Origin of the sequence: Tundrisphaera macrotermitis (assembly GCF_051175315.1) — a bacterium.
Taxonomy (GTDB): Bacteria; Planctomycetota; Planctomycetia; order Isosphaerales; family Isosphaeraceae; genus Tundrisphaera.
Genome location: NZ_CP195100.1, coordinates 2333422 through 2353090 on the forward strand (window position 1 = coordinate 2333422; position 19669 = coordinate 2353090).

Genomic DNA, 19669 nt, shown 5'->3' on the forward strand with positions numbered 1-19669 from the left:
CCTTTCCCGTCGACCTGTCCCGCCTTCGGGACGAGCGAGCGAAAGGCCGATTCCCCTCGATGCGCCCGGAAGCCCTCGCCTATCTCGCCTGCCCGGACACCGGGGCGGCCCTGGACCTCGGGCCCGACCCCCGGATCGACCCGGACGGGCACGTCATGGCCGGGACCCTGGTCGGCCAGGCCGACGGCCGCCGGTTCGCCATCGAGGACGGCGTGCCCCGGCTCCACCCCCGCTCGGTCGACGCGGTGAAGGTCGAGACGGCGCGGCGGTTCGACGACGAGTGGCTCCACTGGAAGGACCTGCGCGACTACTACGAGCGCCAGTTCCTCGGCTGGGTGGCCCCGCTCAGGCCGGCCGACTTCGCCGGCAAGGTCGTCTTCGAGGGCGGCTGCGGCAAGGGACGCCACACCGCCACGGTGGCCGGGTTCGGCCCCAAGGCGTTGGTTTCCCTGGACCTGGGGAGGAGCGCCCTGGTGGCGTTCGAGCACACCCGGCACCTCGCCAATGCCCACGTCGTGATGGGGGATCTGCTCCATCCCCCGGTCCGCCCCGTGTTCGACCTGGCGTTCTCGGTGGGGGTGATCCACCACCTGCCCGACCCGGCGGAGGGGTTCGCCAGCCTGGCGCGGGTGGCCCGCGACGGCGGCCGGGTGGCGATCTGGGTCTATGGCCTGGAGAACAACGGCTGGATCGCCCGCGTGGTCGGCCCGGTGCGCGAGGCCCTCACGGCACGGCTGCCGCCGGGACCTTTGCGGCACGCCTCGGCGATCCCCTCGGCGGCGCTCTGGGCCGCGATCCGGATGTTCTACAAGCCCCGCGCCGGGGGACGGGGGCCGAGGCTTCCGTATGGCGACTACTTCGCCTCGATGCATGATTTCCCGTTCGATGAGATCCACTCGATCGTCTTCGACCAGCTGGTGACGCCGGTCGCCCACTACCTGCCGGGCGACGAGGTCCGCCGCTGGTTCGCCGACGGGTTCGCGGATCCGGTCGTCCGGTGGCACAACCGTTATAGCTGGACCGGGCTGGGCACGGTGCGCCGCCCCGGGGCGTCGGCGTCATGACCGGGCGACGCTGGGCGATCGGGATGGCGGTCGCGGCGGCGACCCTGGCTCTGATGGTGGCCACCGAGCCGAAGATGGCGATCGTCTGGGATGAGGGGTTCGTGCTCGGCCGCCAAGCCCGGATCCGGTCCTGGCTCCGCGCCCTGGCCGACCCGCCCGGGTTCGCCCGGACCTGGACGCCGCCGGCGCCGGGGTCGGAGCTGGTGCAGCAGGACATCCCGCCCCGGCCCGCCCCCCGGGCGGACGAGATCGACACCCGGGGCAAGCTCCTGTCCCGCCCGGCGCTGGACTGGTTCTGGCCGTTCGCCCGCGAGGAGCCGCACGGCCACCCGCCGTTCTACGCCATCGAGGGGCTGATCGGCGACGTCCTGACGCCGGGCCGGCCCGACCTCCAGCGCGCCCGGCTCGGGCCGATGCTGGCCTTCAGCGTGGCGGCGGGGGTCCTGTGGTGGTTCGCGGCCCGTCGCTGGGGCGGGTGGGGGGCGAGCCTGGCGGCCGGGGCCTGGGCGCTCCAGCCCAACCTGTTCGGCCACGGCCACTACGCCACGGTCGACGCCCTCCTGACCAGCCTCTGGCTGCTGGCCCTGGTCGCGTTCGCGGAGGCCGTGGACACCGACCGCCGCTCCCCCCGGTGGGGCTGGGCGATCCTGTTCGGGATGATCTGCGGGATGGCGGCCGACAGCAAGTTGACCGGCTGGTTCCTGCCCCTGCCGTTCCTGGCCTGGAGCGTCCTGTACCGCGACCGCCGCGGCCTGCTCGCGCTGCTGGCGGGCGGGGTGGCCGGCGCCCTGACCCTGTACGCCTTCGGGCCGCCGTTCTGGGGCGACCTGGTCGGCGGCCTGGAGCGGTTCTTTCGGTCGAACCTGACCCGGGGCCGGACGATCCCGATCCCGGTCCAGTTCCTGGGTCGGATCTACGACACGCCCCGCGAGTCCCTGCCCTGGTACAACACCGTGGCCTGGACCGCGCTGGTCACGCCGGTCGGGTTCCTCGGATTGAGCCTGGCCGGGGCGGCCCGGGCCTTGGCATCGTTCGGGAAGCGCACCGGGCCGGTCGACGAAAGGGCGAGGCGGATCGAGCGGGTCGGGGTCCTGGCGGTGATGCACTGGGGCTTCCTCCTGGCGCTCCGGGCGATGCCCCACACGCCGGGACACGACGGGGTCCGGCTGTTCCTGCCGGCGTTCGGGATGCTGGCGATCGCCGCCGGGTCGGGCGCGGCATGGGCCGTCGAGCGGTGGGGCCGGGCGGGGAAGGTGCTGGTGGCCCTGGCGCTGGCGGAAGGGGCCGTGGCCGTGGCGGTGATGATGCCGGTGCCCCTGAGCTACTTCAGCCCGATCGCGGGCGGCCTGCCGGGGGCGGCCCGGCTGGGGATGGAGCCGACCTACTTCTGGGACGGCTTGACCGACGACGCCCTCGACTGGATCAACGCGAACACGCCCCCCGGCCGGACCGTCCGGTTCGCCACCTTCCCGACGTCGTGGCTCTACCTCAAGCAGTCGGGCAAGCTCACCGCCGCGCTGGCCCCGATCGACCCGGGCCGGCCGATGTGGCTGGTGATCCAGAACCGTCCCGGGGCGTTGGGGCCGGTGGAGCGAAACCTCTTGACGCGGGGGACGCCCGCTTACGTCGTTCGGAAGCTGGGCGTGCCGCTGGTCCTCATCTACCCCTATCCGGACGGAACCTGATGGCCGCGATCCCGGAAACCGCCCCGCCGACCTCCCCGGGCCTGTCCGGCCGCCGCTGGTGGCTGGGGTGCGGCCTGGTCCTGCTCGGGTCGCTGCTGGCCACGGTGCCGACCGCCGGCGACATCGGCCTGACCTGGGACGAGCCGTCGTACCGGACCAGCCAGGTCGTCTCCGCCCAGTGGTGGGAGAAGTTATTCCAGGCCCGGTCCGTGGCCGACCTCCGGGCGCTGGTCGAGCCCGATGCCCTCCTGATCTACTGGCCCTACGCCCGGTTCGGCTACAACTTCCACCCGCCTTTGGCCGGCCAGCTCGACCTCCTGACCCACGCCCTGTTCAAGTCGTGGATCAAGGACATCCCGTCGCGGCGTCTGGCGTCGGTCTTCGAGTACGCGGCGACGATCACGCTCCTGTTCGGGTTCCTGGCCCGGCGCTACGGGGCGTGGGTCGGCGGGGTGGCGGCCGGGGCGCTCCTGGTCATGCCCCGGGTCTATGGCGACGGCCACATCGCGGGCACCGACATGCCGGGGCTGTTTTTGTGGGTGGCCACGGCGTTCGCCTTCTGGAAGGGGATCAACGAGCCCGACGGGCGGCGGTGGCGGGTGCTGGTCGGGGTCCTGCTCGGCCTCGGGTTCGTGGAGAAGATGGCGGCGGTGGCGGTGCTGGGGCCGTTGCTCCTGTGGCTGGCGGTGTTCCGGCTGCCGGGTTCGTTGCGACGCCGGGCGGACTGGGTCGATGGCCTGGCGACGTCGGCGTTGATGCTCCTGCCCCTGGGGGTGGCGTTCGCGGAGGTCCGCCGCCTGGCCGACCTTCTGCCGCCCCCCAACCGATACGACATGTTCGGGGCCCTCCCGCCGACGTCGATCCCGGGCGGGATCCTGCTCCTCCCCGCCCTGGTCTGGGCGGCGCGGCGGCTGCTGGGCCGGCTGCGGCCCAACCACCCGGTCTGGGGCGTGACCCGCCCCGCGCTGGAGACCTGGACGGCGATCCTGGCGTTCGCCCCGCTGGTCGGCTGGCTGGGCAACCCGACGTGGTGGCGCGAGACGATGGTGCGGATGGCCCACTACTACGCCCTGAGCACCGACCGCCAGAACGCCCTGCCGGACATCCGTATCCTCTACTGGGGGCGGATCTACGAGTACAGCCTCCCCTGGCACAACGCCTGGGTGCTGATGGCGATCACCGTGCCGGTCGGGATCCTGCTGGCGGGCCTGGTCGGGATGGGAGTGTCGCTCGGGCGATCGTGGCGGACTCGCGACCTGATCCCGCTCTATTTCGCCGCCCACTTCGCGTTCCTCCCGTTCGTCCGGATGCTGCCGACCCCCGCGCACGACGGGGTCCGGCTGTTCCTGCCGACGTTCGCCTTCCTGGCGGCGTTCGCCGGCTGGGGGGTGGTGGCCATGGCCGACGCCCTGGCCCGACGGGTCGGCCACGCCTGGGCCTGCCGGGGGGCGGTGGCGGGGCTGGTGCTCGTGCCGGCCGCCTGGCAGCTGGCGGCGATCCACCCGTTCGAGCTGTCGTACTACAACGAGGTCATCGGCGGGCCCCGGGGGGCCTGGAAACGCGGGTTCGAGCTGACCTACTGGTACGAGGCGTTCGACGGCCCGGTGCTCGCGGACGCGAACCGACTGCTGCCTCGCGGGGCGGTGATCGACTTCCTCAACCCCCTGACCGAGCCGCCGACCTTCGCCTGCCTCCAGGACCTGGGGGCCCTGCGCGGGGACATCGTCCTGGGGCGGGCCGACCCGGACCACTTCCCGTATGCGTGGATCCTGACGCACGACAGCAAGGCGACGCCGTTCACCCGGCTCCTGTTCGCGATGACCCCCTGGTATCGCAGCCATCCGCCCCAGGTGGGCGGCCTGCCGATGGCCACGATCGCCTCGCCCAAGGCGGTGGCGCGGGCCTGGGCGCTCGACCTCCTGACCCAGAACGGACCGGCGCCGGTCCAGCCCGTGGTGCTAGCCCCGCGGTTCGTCCGCGACATCCCGGTGCTCGGGCGTCCCCTGAGCCGGCTCTGGGGCGAGGGGGTGGCCGAGGCCCCTCCGCCCCGCGTCGATGACGCGGTCCTGGACTGGGCCCGCTCCGACGTTGAGGGGCTGCGCCGGGCCGCCCGCGCCTTGATCGACCGCACGCCGATCGAGCCCGGCTCCGGCGCGGCGCGGCTCCGGTCCCTGCTCGGCCTGGACGGGGACCCGGCCGGGTGGCGTCCCCAGGCCCAGACCCTCCTGCGGATCGACCCCGAAGCCCTGCTCGACGCGATCCAGATCCTCCACGCCCGGCCGGACGCCGTCCGCTCGGTGCTGCTCCGGCCCGGCTACACCGACCCCTCCAGCCTCGGCGGCCCGCTCGATCGCGACCTGCCCGCGCCGGTCGCGGAAGGACCGGCACAAGAGACCCGCCCATGAAGACGCATCGCGGCGGGATCGCCGCCTATGTGACCAGCCACGGATTCGGCCACCTCAACCGGTCGGTCGCGGTGCTCAACCGCCTGCCGGCCGAGGTGCCCTTGACGATCCGCTGCCACCCCGACCTGTTCCCGTCGTGGGGGGAGCGGCTGCTCCGCCCGGCCCGGCTGGAGCCCCACGCCTCAGACGTCGGCACGCTGGGACCGCCCGGCGACAGCGCCGCGACCGACGGCCCGGCCACGCTGCGGAAGGCGGCCGAGGTCCACGCCCGGGCCATGGCCGAGGTCGACGCCGAGGCCGCGAAGCTCGCCGACGAGGGGACGGCTGCCGTCCTGTGCGACGCCACGCCGGTCCCCCTGGTCGCCGCGCGAAGGGCCGGCGTGCCCGGCTTCCTGCTGGCCAACTTCACCTGGGCCGACATCTACGAGGAGCACGCCCGCCCCCTCGGCCGGGAGGCGATGGAGACGGTCGAGGCGATCGCCGACGCCTACCGCCACGCCCACACCCTGTTCCGGGCCGCGCCCGCCCTGCCCATGGCCGACATCGCCTCGCGGGTGGACGTGGGGATGGTGGTCTCGCCGGGCCGGGACCGCCGGGCCGAGATCCGCGAGCGGTTCGGCCTGGCGCCTTCGGACAGGATCGTCTACTCCTACGTCGGCCGGTACGGGCAGGACGGGATGGGCTGGGACCGGCTCTCGCGGCTCGACGGGGTCCACTTCGTCGGGTTCCACCCCGCGCCCGGGGGGCCGGTGGCCAACCTCCACGTCGTCCCGGCCTCGGACTGGACCGGGGCCGACCTGGCGGCGTCGGCCGACGCGATCGTGGCCAAGGCGGGCTACGGCACCGCCTGCGAGGCGATGGCGGCGGGCGTCCCACTGATCTACCCGCCCCGCGACGGCTTCGCCGAGTTCGCCGCCCTCGATGGGGCCCTGACCGCCTGGGGCGGCGGCATCCCGGTCTCGGCCGAGGACTTCGCCGGGCTCCGTCTGGAAGCCCCTTTGGCCCGCGCCTTCTCCCTCCGGCCCGGCCCGCCACCGTTCCCCGCCGACGGCGCGGCCCGGGTGGCCGGCCTGCTGCTCGAAGCGATCGGCTACACCCCCCTGGATCGGGAACCCCTCCCATGAAGCTGGTGATCCACCCCGCGATCGATCCCCAACGCCTCGCCGCGCTGCGGCTGGCCGTGCCCGGCGCCGAGTGGGTGAACGCCGAGACCGAGGCCCGGGCCCTGGCGGCGATGCCGGGCACCCTGGCCTTCCTGGGCAAGATCACGCCCGACCTGCTCCGCGCCGCCGACCGCCTGCGGTGGGTCCAGGCGTTCACGGTCAGCCTGGAGCACTACATCTTCCCGGAGTTGGTCGAGCACCCCTGCACCCTGACCAACATGCGGGGGCTGTTCGGCGACGTGATCGCCGACCAGGTGATGGGCTACGTCCTCTGCTTCGCCCGCAACCTCCACACCTACATCCGCCAGCAGGCCGAACGCCGCTACGAGCCGGCCGGGGGGGAGGGGGCGCGGGTCAACAACGCGTCGGGGCCGGGCACGGTCAACGCCATGGACCGGGCCACGATCTTCCTGCCCGACGCCACGATGGGGATCGTCGGCCTCGGGGCCATCGGCGCCGAGATCGCGCGGAGGGCCCTGGCCTTCGGCATGACGGTCCGCGCCGTGGACCGCTTCCCCGACCGGACCCGCCCGCCCGAGGGGGTGGAGTCGGTCGAGGGGCTCGACGCCCTGCCCGAGCTGCTGGGCTCCAGCGACTTCGTGGTGATCGCCGCCCCCCACACCCCCGAGACGGCCGGCTGGTTCGACGCCGCCATGCTCGCCCACATGAAGCCCACCGGCTACCTGATCAACATCGGCCGGGGTGCGATCGTGGTGCTGGACGACCTGGTCGCCGCGCTCCGAGACGGCACGATCGCCGGCGCCGCGCTGGACGTCTACGAGGTCGAGCCGCTCCCGCCGGACCACCCGCTCTGGGGATTCCCCAACGCCATCCTCACCCCCCACACCGCCGGATATTCCCCGGTGATCGCCCGCCGCCACCTGGAGACCCTGGTCGAGAACGTCGGCCGCTTCGCCCGGGGCGAACCCCTGCTCAACGTCGTCGACAAGGCCCTCTGGTTCTGACCCGCCCGGCCTTGCCATTCATGCCATTGATCGGCCGAACTGGCCGACCTCGGCCGATCGCACGCCCACCCAGAACACCCCTCCCTCCGAGGCGGGCCGCATGGTGCGGGATGGCACCTGACCGTTCGCTTCACCGGAGATGAAGGGAATTACCTCCGGTAAAGCCAGGCATTGAACCGAGCAGGAGCAGGACTTCGATCCTGAGAAAATTCTTGACTTGCCCGGAAAACGTCCGTTAAATCGAGTCGTGTACTCCCATCCATTCTCTCATCCTCTGGGCAAGAACGAGCTGTACATTCGGCTCTTCCTCACCAACGGCGGTGGTTGGATACGTCGCAGCTGACGTGCCTCCAACTGCATCACGGGTGACTCCGGTCGGTTCAGCCGGTGTGACAAAGCGACGAGAGGTCAACCACCTCCGGCGAGCTTTCGTGATTTCTATGCCCAGCGTGGCCATTTGCAGGATAGGATCACGCGATAAGCATTCGTGGTGGCAATAGCCTGGTTTCTCAGGCTGATTCCTATATGAGCTAGTGTGTAGTTTGTCTGCGCCACAAGTGACCCGGTTTATCAACCATTAACCCGTTAGAATGGAGCATCAACCAATGCGAAGCCTCGCCTCAGCCTTCGTTTTCGTCTCTCTGATTGTGCCGGCCAATTACGCGTTCTCGCAAGAAGAACCTCTCAAGGCCAACAAGCGAGATACCGTCAAAGATCACCGGTACATGGAAAGCAACGCGACCTTGTACCGCAACGGGAAGTTCGTCATCCAGACGCGGTCTTGGTCCAAGAAGAACTTCCAGGGGCTGAAGGGCCAGTCAGTCTTCGCCGTCGTCGTCGACGGCAAGGGCAATGCGATTTGGGCATCCAAGGTACACAAATGTAAGACTATCGGTGGCACTCAGGACCCCGGCACGGCCTCGGACCGTAAGGATACGAATGATGAGAAATGGCCGGAAGCCATTGGTCAGCATGCGAAGTCTATCGATATTTATCATGATGCCGGCGACTTGAGCCAGAACCGAAAGAGCCAAGTAAACGATATCAAAGAAGCAGTTAAATCTGCTGGCGAAATCGCCCAAGAGGTGAAGAACGCTATCAAGAAGCTGGAATAAGATTGTTCGCAGCCATGGTCTCAATGACCTCCGAGGACATGCCCAACTCGCGGCGTGCCTATTCTACTGGCATCGGCAGGCTCCTGGACAAGTGTCTGGGGTCTCGTGTTAGAAACCCTGGTCCGTCCTGTTTGCCCTTGGCTTGAGAGGTAACATAAAGGCCATTATCGTCCGGGTGGCCGTGGTTGGCTTGCCAACCACGGCGCCGACGTGCCCGCCCGGCGATCGATGGCCGGCGTCGATGATCCCTGGCCCGGTGCCGCGATGGCCATCACACCGCGATCGCGTCGCCGGCGCCGTGGTTGGCGAGACAACCACGGCCGCCCAGGACCGCCGGACCGAAGGCCAAAATCGAAGGGCACACCCGCGATCCCCGCATCGAAGGCCGGGGCGGGCCGGGTGAGTCATTCCACCTTCACCGGCACCTCGGCGTCGAACATCAGCTTCGGGTCCTCGCGGCCGGCGAGGGTCTTCCGCAGCGTCGCGATGGTCCGGTCCGCACGGCCTTCGAAGATCGTCTTCCCCCGGTGCGTCACCGCGATCGGCTGGTCCAGGTCGAGCATCCGGTCATCGAGCCGGACCAGCAGCGTCGTCCCGGGCTCGGCGGCGATGTCGATGGACTGGCCGGCCCGCCGGGCCTCGACCAGCGTCCCGGGCTTCGCCGTCCCGGGCGGGACCGCCAGCCAGTAGGATCGGTCGTGGGTCGTGCCCGCCTGCTTCCAGACCACCCGGTCGGGCGTGGGATTCCGCCGGTGTTTCGCCATCCAGGGCAGGGCGGCCGCATCCTCGCGGTCCATCCAGTGGCCCTTGCCGGCGTGGATCTTGACGAGGTGGTCGTAGCCGCCGGGGTCGGCCTTCCGGAGGTCGTCGAGCGTTTCGCCCCACCGGGCGGCGACCTTGTTGCGGTCGTAGGCCGCGTCCTCGCCGCCGACCTGGAGGGCGAATGGGACGTTCCGCAGGCCGAGCGGGTCGGCGTCGTTGGGGTGGCCCGCCATCATCGCCGCCGCCGCCCAGGAGTCGGCCATCCTCGGGGCGAGCTGGTAGACGCCGTCGCCGCCGGCCGAGTAGCCCATCACGTAGACGCGGTCCGGGTCCACCCCTTCCAGGGCGACGTAGTCGGCGATCAGCCGGCCGAACAGCCGGTCGATGTGCGGCTCGTGCCAGAGATTCCAGGTATTCGTCGGCGCCCTCGGGGCGACGTAGATGCCCTCGTCGAGCTTGTAGAGCCTTTTCTGGTTCGCCCACTGGCCGTCGTTGACCCGGGCCGGGGCATTGCCGCCTCCGTGCAGCGAGATCCAGAGGCTGTGCCCGCCCTCGGGCTTCTCGCCGAAGGTCGTGACGCCGAACGGCATCGAGAGCTTGCCCTCGGCGAGCGTGCGAGCCTCCAACTCGGCGGCCCGCTCCTTCCTGAGCCGGGCGACGTGGTCGTCCCAGAGCAGGCCTCGGGCGATGGCGGCATCCTCCCGGGTGAGCGGGACGGCGGCGAAGGCCCGGTCGTCGATCGGTCCCCCCGCGCCCAGGGCCCGGCGCAGGTCCGCGACGGCGGAGGCCGATGCGCCGGGGTCGGCGGGCCGGGCGGTGCCCGAAAGGGCGACGAAGGCGAGCAGGGTCGGCAGGAACCGCATGGCGTGGTCTTCTCGTGATGGTGGGTGGCCTGGGCGTCAGGGCCCGACCTCGGACAGCCTGGCCTTCCGCGCCGGATCGGGCTCGTCCCAGATGGCTTCCCGGAAGGGATGGTCAGGGCCGCGAACGTCCACGATCCCATACCAGAACCGGGCCCGGCCCAGGGCCGAGCGATCGCCATCGGCGACGGCCGCGATGGAGCGTTGCCAGTCCCGATGGATTTCCCGCCGGGCCCATGCCGGGAGCCCGAAGGCGATCGCGAGGCCGATGAGCATCCCCGCCGCGGCCGGACGCCGGCCGGATCTCGACTCGGCCGCGTCCCAGGCGATCTCCCCCTGGCGCAGGTAGGCCACCGCGGTGAGCCAGGGGGTGAAGCCGAGGACGCCGATGAGGAACAGCAGGGCGATGAGGCTCAGCGGCAGGAGCAGCACCCCGAAGCACGCCGCGAACAGGGCCCCGGCGAAGAGCATCCCGGCGACGACCCCGCAGGCCGGCCCGAGCCGAGCCCGGAGCAGGAGCCAGGCCGCGAGCGTCGTCATCTGCAGCAGCATGAAGCCGTAGCAGTAGGTCCGATATCTCCCCAGCCACGGGCCGTCCTCATCGCCGCCCTGGAAGAACAACGGGTCCAGGTACAGGCAGGGGATCGGGGCGATGATCCCCGCGAAGGCCGCGAAGCCCGGCGATATCAACCACTCGCGCAGCCGTGCGGCGATCGCCCGCCGCCCGGCCTTCGCCTTCTCGGGGGTCCCGCCCCGGAAGGGGGTGGCCCTCGCGGGCGGCGGCCCGTCCAACTCGCGGTCCCAGGTCGGATGGCGCTTTCCCGGATCCGGCATCCCCATCTCCTGGTCAGCATTTCGGCGGGCGGTCGCCCATCCTCCGGGCGTGCCGCCCCAGAGTAGCGACGGAATCGCGGGCGGGAAAGCCCATCGACACGACGCGGCCGGCCCGGCCACCATGGGGGCCTCGTCGGCCGACATCGGGGCCGCGAACCTTCGACCCAGCGAGACGATTCATGGTCACCATTCGCACCGCCGGCCTCGGCGACGCGGCCGCGCTGGCCGACCTGGCGAGGCGGACGTTCCACGACACCTTCGCCGCGCAGAACCGGCCCGAGGACATGAAGGCCTACATGAGCGGGGCGTACACGGCCGGGCGGCTCGACCGCGAACTCCGGGAGCCGGGGGCCGTCTACCTGATGGCCGAGGACGCCACGAAGCTCATCGGCTTCGCCAAGGTCGCCCCGTCCGAGCCGCCCCCCTGCGTGACCGTCCGCGACCCGCTGCGGCTGGCCCGGCTCTACGTCGCCGCCGAGGCCCTCGGCTCGGGCGTCGGGGCGGCCCTGATGCGGGAGTGCATCGGGCGGGCGGAAGGCTCGGGCCACGGGGGCCTGTGGCTGGGCGTGTGGGAGCACAACCGCCGGGCCATCGCCTTCTACGAAAGGTGGGGCTTCGCGCCGGTGGGGACCGAGCCGTTCCTCCTGGGCAGCGACCGGCAGACGGACGTCTTGATGCAACTCGACCTCGGCAACAGGGCCGGATGATGTACACCCCCGCCTCGTTCCAGATGTCCGACCCGGATGAGATCCGCCGATTCATGCGCGAGCACGACTTCGCCACCGTCGTCACGCACGGCGAGGGCGGCATGATCGCGTCCCACCTGCCGCTGCTCCTCGACGCCGAGGCCGGGCCGCACGGCACGCTGGTCGGCCACATGGCGCGGGCCAACCCCCAGTGGCGGGACATCGCGGGCGATGCCCTGGCCATCTTCTCCGGCCCTCATGCCTACGTCTCGCCGTCCTGGTACGAGGCCCCGGGCACCGTGCCCACCTGGAACTACCTGGCGGTGCACGCCTACGGGCCGGTCCAACTCGTCGAGGATCGGGACGGCCTGCACGACATCCTCGCCCGGACCGTGTTCGCCAACGAGCGACACCGCCCGCAGCCGTGGTCGTACGACCCCGACGACCCGGAGATCGGGGCGATGCTCCGGGCCATCGTCGGCTTCCGGATCGAGATCCGCCGCCTGGAGGGGAAGGCCAAGCTCAACCAGAACCAGCCCGAGGAACGCCGCCGCAAGGTGATCCGGGCCCTGGAGGCCCGGGCCGACGAGAATGCCCGGGCCATCGCCCGATGCATGGAGTCGACCTTGGGAGGATGAGGTGCGGGGGGCATGCCCCGGCCTCGCGGCGAAGGCGGAGGATGCCCGGGCGGTCCCCTGGTGAGAAAAGGGAACATATGCAAGATCGAAAAAGATTTCCGACGTGCGGGAATGGGGTTTGCTTCCCCTGATCCTGCCCCGTCCGACCGCCGGGCGCCTCGAATCAGGTCACGCGCCGGATGCCGCCCGCTGGGATGGCTCCCGGCCCGTCCACACCCTCTCACCGCCGTCGAGTACCATCATGCCCGAGGAATTGAACATCGCCGTCGTCCAGCCGCCGGCCGTCGCCGCGGCCCCCAGGCGCATCTCGTGGGCCGCCGTGTTCGCCGGGGTCACCGTGACCCTCTGCGCCCAGCTCCTCCTGAGCCTCCTGGGCCTGGCCATCGGCGCCAGCACCATCCACCCGCTCCGCGAGCAGGACCCGGCCGCCGGCCTGGGCGTCGGGGCGGGCATCTGGTTCGTCGCGACCGGCCTGATCTCGCTGTTCGCCGGCGGCTGGACCGCCGGGCGGCTCGCGGGCGTCCCGCGCGGCGTCGACAGCACGCTCCACGGCGTCCTGACCTGGGGCCTGGCCACGCTGCTCACCTTCTACCTCCTGACGACGGCCATGGGGGCCCTGATCGGCGGGGCGGCCCGCGGCCTGGGCACGGTCGCCTCGGCCCTGGGGCAGGGGGCCGCCTCCGTGTCCCCGGAGATCTCCGGGGCGGTCCGCCGCGAGATGCAGGAACGCGGCGTCGACTGGGACGGCATCCGCGACGAGGCCACGAAGCTGCTCCGCGAGACCGGCAAGCCGGAACTCCAGCCCGAGGCGATCAAGGACCAGGGGGAGAAGGCCAAGGCCGACGCCAAGGACTCGGCCAAGGCCGCCGGCGAGAACCCGCAGGCCTCCGACGACGAGTTCAACGCGCTGCTGGAGCGGTTCTATAATCGCGGCTCCGACGTGGCCAACGCCGCCGACCGCGAGGCGCTGGTCAACGTGCTGGCCGCCCGCACCGGCAAGAGCAAGGAGGAGGCGGGCCAGATCGTCGACCGCTGGGAAGCAACCTACCAGAAGGCCCGCAAGGAGGCCGAACGCCTGAAGGCCGAGGCCGGGCAGAAGGCCCGCGAGGCCGGCGACGCGGCCTCCAAGGGCGTGAGCCGGGCGGCGTTCTGGAGCTTCCTGGGCCTGCTGGGCGGGCTGATCGCGGCGGCCCTGGGCGGGCGCGCCGCGGCCCCGAGTCCGCTGGCGGTCGGCGTCGGGTCGGCTTCGGGCCGCCTGTAAGCGATCGTCCGATCGGCAAACCTGGCGGCCCGGGCCTCCTCTCGGAGTGCCCGGGCCGCACGCTTCGCTCCCGCACGTCGACCGAGCCCCCATCGAACTCCACCTCTCTGGGCGCGCCGAGCACGCTTCGGGCCGGCCTCGGCCAGGTCGAACGCGGACGCGAACGTCCCCCGGCCAGCCGCGTCGGCAGGTCGTCGAGGCGGCCGGCCCGGGCCTTCCGCGCCAATCCCGGGCGCCGGCCAACGATCCGGGCCGATCGGGCCGTACACGTGGGAGAGGTGTCCCGCCGCCGTTGCCATCAAGAACCCATCCCGCTTCGCGGCGGGCCGTCCACCAGATGCTGGGAAATGCCGCCATGTCGACCCGCCACCCCGGAAAGTCCCGCCGTCGCCCCGCCCGCCTGCCCCAACTCGAAGGGCTGGAGGATCGCCTCTGCCTGACCAGCTCCGTCGAGCTATTCGGCGACGGCACGCTGTTCATCTCGGGCGACAACGGCCGCGATGCCTTCGAGATCGCCGACGGCGGCCAGGGCACCGTCGGCGTCATCGGCAACTTCGACGTCTTCGGCGACGGGGCCTACGGGGACTCGTTCGGCACCTATGACGCCCTGTTCGATGGCGTCTCCCGGATCGTCGTCGAGACCTACGGCGGCAACGATTTCGTCGAGTATTACCTGACCGACCCCCTGCTCGTGCCCCGGGCGGTCAGCCTGGACCTGGGCGGCGGCAACGACCGGGCGGTGGTCACCCTGGGCACCGTCCAGGGGGTGGACCTCTTCGTCGACGTCGATCTCGGGCGGGGCAACGACCGCTTCGACGGGAGCCTTTCCGGCGACCTCCTCGACGCCTCGATCCAGTTCGACGTCGACGGCTCGGCGGGCAACGACGACATCGGCGTGGTGGCCGACGACCTCTACCTGGACGACTTCTCCCTGCTGGACATGGTCCTGTTCGGGGGGGCGGGCAACGACCTGGTGACTGCCGACCTGGAGTTCGCCCCATCCTCCACCGGCCGGGTGGTCGTCTCGGTCCTGGGAGCGGGGGGCAATGATTCGCTGGGCCTGAACGTCTATGGGGTGGAGAACGTGGCCGATGGCAGCTCGGCGTACCTGGATGGCGGCCCGGGCCGGGACCGCTTCGGGGCCACGCCCGAGGTGAGCGTGGTCAACGTCGAGCCGACCCGCGGGCGGCGTCGCTGAGGGTGCGAGGGAGGGGAGTCCTCCATCGGCACGGCCAGGCCCCGCGCGCCGCGATGCGCCTCTGGGTCGCCGCGCGTCCGGCCTTGCCAGGTCCGGGATCGGCCTCTATCTTACCCCGGGCTGGCCCGACGAGGCCCACGAGGGGAGTCGGGGCCCGGTGCGGACCAAGCATCCTCAAGGAGGGCCGATGACGATGGACCCGATTCCGAAGTGGCAGCGAGTGACCGGCTGGGTCCTCTCGGGCATCCTCGCCCTCCCGTTCCTGCCCAGCGCCTACTTCAAGATCGCGCAGCCCGACGGGTTCCTCAAGGAGTGGACCAAGGATTATCCCGCCGCGTCCGCGCGGCCGATCGGGATCATCGAGCTGGCGATCTTCATCCTCTACCTGATCCCGAAGACGCGCTACATCGGCGGCCTGCTCATGCTCGCCTACCTCGGCGGGGCCGTGGCGACGCACGTCCACACCAACGACGGCATGTTCTTCGTGCCGGTGATCATCGGGGTCATCGCGTGGATGGGGCTGTACCTCCGGGATCGCCGGCTCCGGGCCCTGGTGCCGTTCGTGGCCGATTGAACCCATGGCGGGCCGGCGATTGACGGGGGTCATCCCGGCCCGTTACGATCCGGGCCGGGCCGGGGTCCGACGCCGCGAATCGCGGCGCGATCCCGGCGGATGCCCGATCGAAGTCCCCGTCAACGGCGGCCGAACCGTGCAGATCCTGCTGACCAACGACGACGGCGTGTTCGCCCCGGGCCTCCGGGCGCTGCGCAAGGAATTGCTCCGCCTGGGCGACGTGACGGTGATCGGCCCGGCGCAGGAGCAGAGCGGCGTGGGCCATTCGATCACCCTGATGGAGCCCCTGGTCGTCAAGCCGATCGACGACGAGGAAGGGGCCTCCATCGGCTACATGGTCGAGGGCTCCCCGGCCGACAGCGTCAAGCTCGCCATCTGCGAGCTGATGAAGCGCCCGCCCGACCTGATCGTCTCGGGCATCAACTCCGGCAGCAACGCCGGGATCAACGTCCTGTACTCGGGCACCGTGGCCGCCGCCATCGAGGGGGCGTTCTTCAAGGTGACCAGCATCGCCGTGTCGCTGGAACTGGCCGAGCACTTCGATTACCCCCACGCCGCCAAGAACGCCGTGCGGGTGATCGAGCGGATCCTGGCCAACAACCCGAAGCCGGGGTCGCTGTTCAACGTCAACATCCCGGCCCACTCGCGGGGCGAGCCCAAGGGGGTCCGCGTCGTGCCGATGGGCGTCGGCCGCCACGGCGAGGGGTTCGAGCGCCGGAATGACCCGCGCGGGCGGACCTATTACTGGATGACCTACAACCCCCCGTTCCACCTGGACGGCCCCGAGACCGACGTGACCAGCCTGTGCGAGGGCTACATCACCGTGACCCCGCTCCACTTCGACCTCACCCGCCACGACCAGCTGGCCGAAATCGGCGGCTGGGACTGGACCGGGGCGACCGTCGCCCGGTGAGCGGGCGGCCCGCCCTCCTCGAACGCCGTCATCTTCCCGCATCCTCCCGACATCGGCCCCAAGGACACCCATCGATGCGTGCCCCGGCGCGTTGCCTGCTCCCGGCCTCCGTGGCCTTCGCCTCGCTCCTGCTGGTCATCGGCTGCGACCCGCCCAAGAAGGCCAAGAAGGCCGAGGACCGCGGCATCCTGGGCAAGAAGACCCAGGACATCCGCGACGCCCCCACCGAGGCCGCCAAGGGAGGGGTGGAGACGACCCCCTCGATCCCGGTGACCGACCCGATCACCCAGTCCACCAAGGGGCTGATCTTCGCCCTGGAGCGGACCTCGCAGCTCCAGGTCGAGCACGCCCTCAACCTGTACCAGGCCGAGAAGGGGGAATACCCCAAGGACACCGAGCAGTTCATGGCCGAGGTCATCAAGCCCAACAACATCGCCCTGCCGGTGCTGCCCTACTACAAGAAGTATGCCTACCTGCCCGACGAGCATCGGCTGGTGATCATGGAGTACCCCGAGCTGAAGAAGGCCGGCCCGCCCCAGTGAGGTGACGGGGCGGGGCCGGGCCGGTTTCAGCGGCGGGGCCGGGCGCCGAAGCCGGGGATGTAGCCGATGGCCGGGAACTGCGTGGGGGTGATCCGGGTCACCAGCCACCGGCCCGGCTCGGCCTCTCGGAACGCCAGCGACCACTCGGTGTTCCCCGAGGCGAAGGCGTGGCTGCCCCCCATGCTCATGTCGTACGAGCCGAAGGCCAGCGCCCGGAACTCGGCCGTCCCCATCCGCGTCTGCCGGCCGACCTGGGCCTGTAGCCGGCTGATCCGCACCGAGTCGAACCGGGTCCGGGGCAGCTGGGCGAGCACGGCCCCGAAGATGAGCGAATCGTCGAGCATCCGGCCGCTCCGCGTCACCGAGACCTCGGGGTCGAGCAGGGCCTTGACCCGGTCGACATCCGACTTCTCGACCGCGTCGGCCAGGTCGTAGACGACCGCCTCGACCCGCTCGGCATCCGTGACCCAGAACCACTCCAGCGCGAACAGGGCCAGCGACGCGGCCAGCAGGCCGCCCGCCCAGACCAGGTATCGGCCGTCCTGGGTGATCCGAAGCGCCGCCAGGCACGCCGCGGCGGCGATCCCCAGGATCACGAGCCCATAAGTCGCATCTTCGACCAGATATGTCATCGGTGCCGCCGCCGGGGTCGTGATGTGATGGGGAGGGGGACGAAAGGACTGCCCCCCTATTCTAGCGGCCGGCCAACCGCCGGGAAGGGGACGGGTCGGACGATTGTCCCGAAGGTGGCCGGCCCCTCGCCCCGGGCCGGCCGGCGGGGTAGGATCGGTCCGTCCGAACGGCGAGATCAACCTGGGAATCGATCGGTCGAAACATGGCAAATCCCGCGTCTCGGGTCATCGAGTGGCTGGGCGGGCACGAGCTGGCCGTCCTGGTGGGGACGTCGTGCCTGGTGGCGGCGACCTGGGGGTTCATCGTCCTGTCCAGCCAGGTGACGAAGGGGAACACCCACGACTTCGACAACCGGCTGCTGATGGCCTTGCGGGTGCCCGGCCACCCCGAGCGGCCGATCGGCCCGGAGTGGATGTCGGAGACCGCCCGCGACATCACGGCGTTGGGCAGCACCGTGGTGCTGACCCTGGCGACTTTGGGCGTGGTGATCTTCCTCGGCCTGGACCGCCGCTACGGGGCGATGACCTTCGTGGCGGTTTCCGTCCTGGGCGGCTGGCTCCTGAGTTCCGCCCTCAAGGCGGCGTTCGACCGGCCGCGCCCCGACCTGGTCCCCCACCTGATGCGGGCCTACTTCTCCAGCTATCCCAGCGGCCATTCGATGATGTCGGCGGTCGTCTACCTGACCCTGGGCGGCCTGGTCTCGCGGCTGGTGACGCCCCTGCGGCTCCGGTTCTTCTTCCTGTCCCTGGCCGCGACCCTGGCCGTGATCGTCGGCCTCAGCCGGATTTACCTGGGCGTCCACTACCCCACCGACGTCCTCGCCGGCTGGACCGCCGGCGGCGCCTGGGCCACCCTCTGCTGGCTGGTCGGCCGCCGCCTCCAGCGCGAGGGCCGCGTCGAGCGGGCCGCCTGACCCGAGGACGCCGATTGTCTTCCCCGCCGCGAATTCGTAGGGTGGAAGGCAGGGCGAGCTTGCCGAATCGTCCGCCCCGGGAGGAGCCGCGATGCATTACAAGATCCCGCTGGTCTTCGAGCCGCAGCCCGAGGGGGGCTTCACCGTCACCTGTCCGGTGCTCCCCGAATTGGTGACCGAGGGGGATTCGGTCGAGGATGCGATCGAGAACGTCCGGGATGCTCTCGCGGCGGTCCTCGAAATCTATCGAGATTCGGGCCGGATGCTCCCCGACTACCTCGCGGTCGGCTCGGCGGCCGGGCCCGTCCATGCGGACCTGATGATCGCCGTGCCGTGAACTATCGGGAGATCGCGAGGAAACTGACGCATTCGGGATGTCGCGAGATCCCCCGATCTGGTGGCGGGTCGCACCGGAAATGGTTCAACCCGGGCACCGGTCAGTCGGCCGTATTCCCGGATTGGGGCGGTGCCGACCTGAAGCTTGGGACGGTCCGCGCCGCAGTCCGACAACTGGGGCTGTCTTGGGACGAGTTCAATCGACCGGGCACGTCCTGAGCCCCGATATCGCGAGGTCCACGGATCGGCCCGGCTCATCGGGGCGTGGACGGCGAGGCAAAAAATCACGGGATGGGGGCGGCGATGCGACGGTTTATCGGATGCTTGATCGTGGGCGCGTCGATCGTCGTCGGCCTCGGGGGCGATGCCCCGCAATCGTCGGCCGAGGCGTCGGCCTCGCGGCGGGCGGACCAGGCGGCGTTGAAGGAATACGGCTCTCTGGTGGGAACATGGAAGGGGACCGGGCAGCCGAAGCGGGGGCAGTCCAAGGGGGCCTGGACCGAGGGGGCGACCTGGGCATGGAAGCTCGCCCCCGACGCCGCGGCGCTGGCGGTGGAGTTCGAGAAGGGGAAGTATCTCCGGTCGGCGGTGCTCCGGCCCGGCAAGGGGCCGGGGTCGTTCCGGCTCGACGCGACCCTGGCCGACGGCTCGGCCCGGGAGTTCACCGGCCAGGGGGAGGCCGGCAAGCCGCTGATCCTGAGGGCGGAGCAGGCCCGGGGCGGGCTGGCGCGGATCATCCTGACGATCCCCAACGAATCCCGGTTCCTCCTCCTGCTGGACGAGGCCAACCCGGGGGCATCCACGGCGATCGCGCTGGCCCGGCTGGGCGAGGTCGGCTACACCCGGCAGGGGGTCGCCTTCGCGGCGGGCGGGGCGTCGGGGCCCGAGTGCATCGTGACCGGGGGCCGGGGCACGATCAAGGTGTCGCACCAGGGCAAGGAGTACTGGGTCTGCTGCTCGGGCTGCCGCGACCTGTTCAACGCCGAGCCCGCCGCGATCCTGGCCGAGTCGGCCGCGAAGTCCAAGGCCGCCGCCTCCGGCAAGTAGTCGGGATGGTCGATGCCGCCGAGGGCGGGTAGACTGGGCCCCTCGTCCCGCCGACCCGCCCCTCGCCGCACCCCG

General features: G+C 71.0%; 20 protein-coding genes. 17 read left to right on the forward strand and 3 right to left on the reverse strand.

Annotated features, from left to right (window positions below):
• The first annotated feature begins 59 nt into the window (after positions 1–59).
• The 6 genes from TA3x_RS09470 (at position 60) to TA3x_RS09495 (ending at position 8397) form a co-directional block, all read left to right on the forward strand.
• The gene (locus tag TA3x_RS09470) at positions 60–1064 is read left to right on the forward strand and encodes a methyltransferase domain-containing protein (RefSeq protein WP_435020555.1); all 1005 of its coding nucleotides are present in this window, start codon (positions 60–62) and stop codon (positions 1062–1064) included.
• On the forward strand, positions 1061–2749 hold the full coding sequence (locus tag TA3x_RS09475; protein WP_435020557.1) for a glycosyltransferase family 39 protein: 1689 nt from the start codon (positions 1061–1063) through the stop codon (positions 2747–2749). The genes TA3x_RS09470 and TA3x_RS09475 overlap by 4 nt, the downstream gene beginning before the upstream one ends.
• The gene (locus TA3x_RS09480) at positions 2749–5154 is read left to right on the forward strand and encodes a glycosyltransferase family 39 protein (RefSeq protein ID WP_435020558.1); all 2406 of its coding nucleotides are present in this window, start codon (positions 2749–2751) and stop codon (positions 5152–5154) included. Before TA3x_RS09475 ends, TA3x_RS09480 begins: the two co-directional genes overlap by 1 nt.
• A complete protein-coding gene (locus TA3x_RS09485; protein WP_435020559.1) occupies positions 5151–6278 on the forward strand; it encodes a hypothetical protein in 1128 nt (375 codons plus the stop codon). Before TA3x_RS09480 ends, TA3x_RS09485 begins: the two co-directional genes overlap by 4 nt.
• Positions 6275–7282: a D-2-hydroxyacid dehydrogenase gene (locus TA3x_RS09490; RefSeq protein ID WP_435020561.1), complete on the forward strand. Its 1008-nt coding sequence runs from the start codon at positions 6275–6277 to the stop codon at positions 7280–7282. The genes TA3x_RS09485 and TA3x_RS09490 overlap by 4 nt, the downstream gene beginning before the upstream one ends.
• 605 nt (positions 7283–7887) lie before the next feature.
• Complete coding sequence (locus TA3x_RS09495; RefSeq protein WP_435020563.1) at positions 7888–8397, forward strand: hypothetical protein; 510 nt, start codon at positions 7888–7890, stop codon at positions 8395–8397.
• A gap of 404 nt (positions 8398–8801) precedes the next feature.
• On the opposite strand, the gene TA3x_RS09500 is transcribed toward TA3x_RS09495, so the two are convergent.
• Together TA3x_RS09500 and TA3x_RS09505 are read right to left on the reverse strand one after the other, a co-directional pair.
• Positions 8802–10022: an alpha/beta hydrolase gene (locus tag TA3x_RS09500; protein ID WP_435020565.1), complete on the reverse strand. Its 1221-nt coding sequence runs from the start codon at positions 10020–10022 to the stop codon at positions 8802–8804.
• Positions 10023–10058: 36 nt separating this feature from the next.
• On the reverse strand, positions 10059–10853 hold the full coding sequence (locus tag TA3x_RS09505) for a hypothetical protein (RefSeq protein WP_435020566.1): 795 nt from the start codon (positions 10851–10853) through the stop codon (positions 10059–10061).
• A 179-nt stretch (positions 10854–11032) separates the two neighbouring features.
• Between TA3x_RS09505 and TA3x_RS09510 the strand changes: the two genes are divergently transcribed.
• The 7 genes from TA3x_RS09510 to TA3x_RS09540 all read left to right on the forward strand — a co-directional run bounded on the left by TA3x_RS09510 (position 11033) and on the right by TA3x_RS09540 (position 16665).
• Positions 11033–11560: a GNAT family N-acetyltransferase gene (locus TA3x_RS09510; protein WP_435020568.1), complete on the forward strand. Its 528-nt coding sequence runs from the start codon at positions 11033–11035 to the stop codon at positions 11558–11560.
• Positions 11557–12177 (forward strand): FMN-binding negative transcriptional regulator, encoded by a 621-nt coding sequence (locus tag TA3x_RS09515; protein ID WP_435020570.1) that lies wholly within the window; start codon positions 11557–11559, stop codon positions 12175–12177. The genes TA3x_RS09510 and TA3x_RS09515 overlap by 4 nt, the downstream gene beginning before the upstream one ends.
• A 241-nt stretch (positions 12178–12418) precedes the next feature.
• Complete coding sequence (locus tag TA3x_RS09520; RefSeq protein ID WP_435020572.1) at positions 12419–13438, forward strand: hypothetical protein; 1020 nt, start codon at positions 12419–12421, stop codon at positions 13436–13438.
• A gap of 355 nt (positions 13439–13793) precedes the next feature.
• Positions 13794–14636: a hypothetical protein gene (locus TA3x_RS09525; protein ID WP_435020574.1), complete on the forward strand. Its 843-nt coding sequence runs from the start codon at positions 13794–13796 to the stop codon at positions 14634–14636.
• Between the two features lie 193 nt (positions 14637–14829).
• A complete protein-coding gene (locus TA3x_RS09530) occupies positions 14830–15210 on the forward strand; it encodes a DoxX family protein (RefSeq protein WP_435020576.1) in 381 nt (126 codons plus the stop codon).
• A 136-nt stretch (positions 15211–15346) separates the two neighbouring features.
• Entirely contained in the window at positions 15347–16123 is a 777-nt protein-coding gene (surE, locus tag TA3x_RS09535; RefSeq protein WP_435020578.1) for a 5'/3'-nucleotidase SurE, read from the forward strand.
• A gap of 74 nt (positions 16124–16197) precedes the next feature.
• Positions 16198–16665, forward strand: coding sequence for a hypothetical protein (locus TA3x_RS09540; RefSeq protein ID WP_435020580.1), 468 nt, complete (start codon positions 16198–16200; stop codon positions 16663–16665).
• A 26-nt stretch (positions 16666–16691) separates the two neighbouring features.
• Here TA3x_RS09540 and TA3x_RS09545 read toward each other — a convergent pair whose 3' ends face one another.
• Positions 16692–17297: a hypothetical protein gene (locus tag TA3x_RS09545; RefSeq protein ID WP_435020582.1), complete on the reverse strand. Its 606-nt coding sequence runs from the start codon at positions 17295–17297 to the stop codon at positions 16692–16694.
• Between the two features lie 203 nt (positions 17298–17500).
• On the opposite strand from TA3x_RS09545, the gene TA3x_RS09550 reads away from it, so the two are divergent.
• From TA3x_RS09550 to TA3x_RS09565, 4 genes are all read left to right on the forward strand, one after another.
• Complete coding sequence (locus TA3x_RS09550) at positions 17501–18211, forward strand: phosphatase PAP2 family protein (protein ID WP_435020583.1); 711 nt, start codon at positions 17501–17503, stop codon at positions 18209–18211.
• A 91-nt stretch (positions 18212–18302) separates the two neighbouring features.
• Positions 18303–18548, forward strand: coding sequence for a type II toxin-antitoxin system HicB family antitoxin (locus TA3x_RS09555; RefSeq protein ID WP_435020585.1), 246 nt, complete (start codon positions 18303–18305; stop codon positions 18546–18548).
• On the forward strand, positions 18545–18766 hold the full coding sequence (locus TA3x_RS09560; protein WP_435020587.1) for a type II toxin-antitoxin system HicA family toxin: 222 nt from the start codon (positions 18545–18547) through the stop codon (positions 18764–18766). The genes TA3x_RS09555 and TA3x_RS09560 overlap by 4 nt, the downstream gene beginning before the upstream one ends.
• A gap of 84 nt (positions 18767–18850) precedes the next feature.
• Positions 18851–19594, forward strand: a complete 744-nt coding sequence (locus tag TA3x_RS09565) for a hypothetical protein (RefSeq protein WP_435020589.1) — start codon at positions 18851–18853, stop codon at positions 19592–19594.
• The last annotated feature ends 75 nt before the right edge of the window (positions 19595–19669 follow it).

What these genes read in the sequence shown, in the direction of transcription:
- TA3x_RS09470 (WP_435020555.1), top strand. Translation starts at nt 60, where the DNA reads ATGCGCCCGGAAGCCCTCGCCTATCTCGCCTGCCCGGACACCGGGGCG.
- TA3x_RS09475 (WP_435020557.1), top strand. Translation starts at nt 1,061, where the DNA reads ATGACCGGGCGACGCTGGGCGATCGGGATGGCGGTCGCGGCGGCGACC.
- TA3x_RS09480 (WP_435020558.1), top strand. Translation starts at nt 2,749, where the DNA reads ATGGCCGCGATCCCGGAAACCGCCCCGCCGACCTCCCCGGGCCTGTCC.
- TA3x_RS09485 (WP_435020559.1), top strand. Translation starts at nt 5,151, where the DNA reads ATGAAGACGCATCGCGGCGGGATCGCCGCCTATGTGACCAGCCACGGA.
- TA3x_RS09490 (WP_435020561.1), top strand. Translation starts at nt 6,275, where the DNA reads ATGAAGCTGGTGATCCACCCCGCGATCGATCCCCAACGCCTCGCCGCG.
- TA3x_RS09495 (WP_435020563.1), top strand. Translation starts at nt 7,888, where the DNA reads ATGCGAAGCCTCGCCTCAGCCTTCGTTTTCGTCTCTCTGATTGTGCCG.
- TA3x_RS09500 (WP_435020565.1), bottom strand. Translation starts at nt 10,022, where the DNA reads ATGCGGTTCCTGCCGACCCTGCTCGCCTTCGTCGCCCTTTCGGGCACC.
- TA3x_RS09505 (WP_435020566.1), bottom strand. Translation starts at nt 10,853, where the DNA reads ATGCCGGATCCGGGAAAGCGCCATCCGACCTGGGACCGCGAGTTGGAC.
- TA3x_RS09510 (WP_435020568.1), top strand. Translation starts at nt 11,033, where the DNA reads ATGGTCACCATTCGCACCGCCGGCCTCGGCGACGCGGCCGCGCTGGCC.
- TA3x_RS09515 (WP_435020570.1), top strand. Translation starts at nt 11,557, where the DNA reads ATGATGTACACCCCCGCCTCGTTCCAGATGTCCGACCCGGATGAGATC.
- TA3x_RS09520 (WP_435020572.1), top strand. Translation starts at nt 12,419, where the DNA reads ATGCCCGAGGAATTGAACATCGCCGTCGTCCAGCCGCCGGCCGTCGCC.
- TA3x_RS09525 (WP_435020574.1), top strand. Translation starts at nt 13,794, where the DNA reads ATGTCGACCCGCCACCCCGGAAAGTCCCGCCGTCGCCCCGCCCGCCTG.
- TA3x_RS09530 (WP_435020576.1), top strand. Translation starts at nt 14,830, where the DNA reads ATGGACCCGATTCCGAAGTGGCAGCGAGTGACCGGCTGGGTCCTCTCG.
- TA3x_RS09540 (WP_435020580.1), top strand. Translation starts at nt 16,198, where the DNA reads ATGCGTGCCCCGGCGCGTTGCCTGCTCCCGGCCTCCGTGGCCTTCGCC.
- TA3x_RS09545 (WP_435020582.1), bottom strand. Translation starts at nt 17,297, where the DNA reads ATGACATATCTGGTCGAAGATGCGACTTATGGGCTCGTGATCCTGGGG.
- TA3x_RS09550 (WP_435020583.1), top strand. Translation starts at nt 17,501, where the DNA reads ATGGCAAATCCCGCGTCTCGGGTCATCGAGTGGCTGGGCGGGCACGAG.
- TA3x_RS09555 (WP_435020585.1), top strand. Translation starts at nt 18,303, where the DNA reads ATGCATTACAAGATCCCGCTGGTCTTCGAGCCGCAGCCCGAGGGGGGC.
- TA3x_RS09565 (WP_435020589.1), top strand. Translation starts at nt 18,851, where the DNA reads ATGCGACGGTTTATCGGATGCTTGATCGTGGGCGCGTCGATCGTCGTC.